This is a genomic window from Sporosarcina cascadiensis, assembly GCF_009650995.1.
GTDB lineage: Bacteria > Bacillota > Bacilli > Bacillales_A > Planococcaceae > Sporosarcina > Sporosarcina cascadiensis.
The window spans coordinates 1-375 of sequence record NZ_WHVV01000048.1; the positions used below are offsets into that span (position 1 = coordinate 1).

The 375-nt window shown below is 54.1% G+C and carries 1 protein-coding gene; it reads right to left on the bottom strand.

All coding sequences use genetic code 11. The features are described 5' to 3' along the window. Positions 1-375: transposase (locus GDZ68_RS17970; protein WP_153723684.1), on the bottom strand; the 375-nt coding region annotated here is incomplete at both ends.

Below are 375 nucleotides of genomic sequence, written 5' to 3' on the forward strand. Positions count from 1 at the left end.
CCGCTGTCTCCACGAACCAGATACGAGGTTTCGGGAAACTGCTCGTTATAATGCTCGATAACCGGCCGGATGAAATCCACGACGCCATTCGACGTATAGACATTGCCAGGACGCAGCTTCGCTTTAAGAAAGTCGCCTGTCAAGCCGTCGAACGCGACGAGCGGATGAAACCCGACTGTCTGGTAATGCGCGTTGTATGCAGCCTCTTCCTGTTGACCATACGTATCGGCATGCGAAGAATCGAGGTCTACAATCAGCGCTTGCGCCTGCCGGGCGCGGTGAACCTGGTCAAGCATCATTTGGTTTGCTGCCTGCAACTGATCCAGCGCATCCGAATCAAACCGGTGAAAAAATCGGGACAAAGACGGCTGGGAA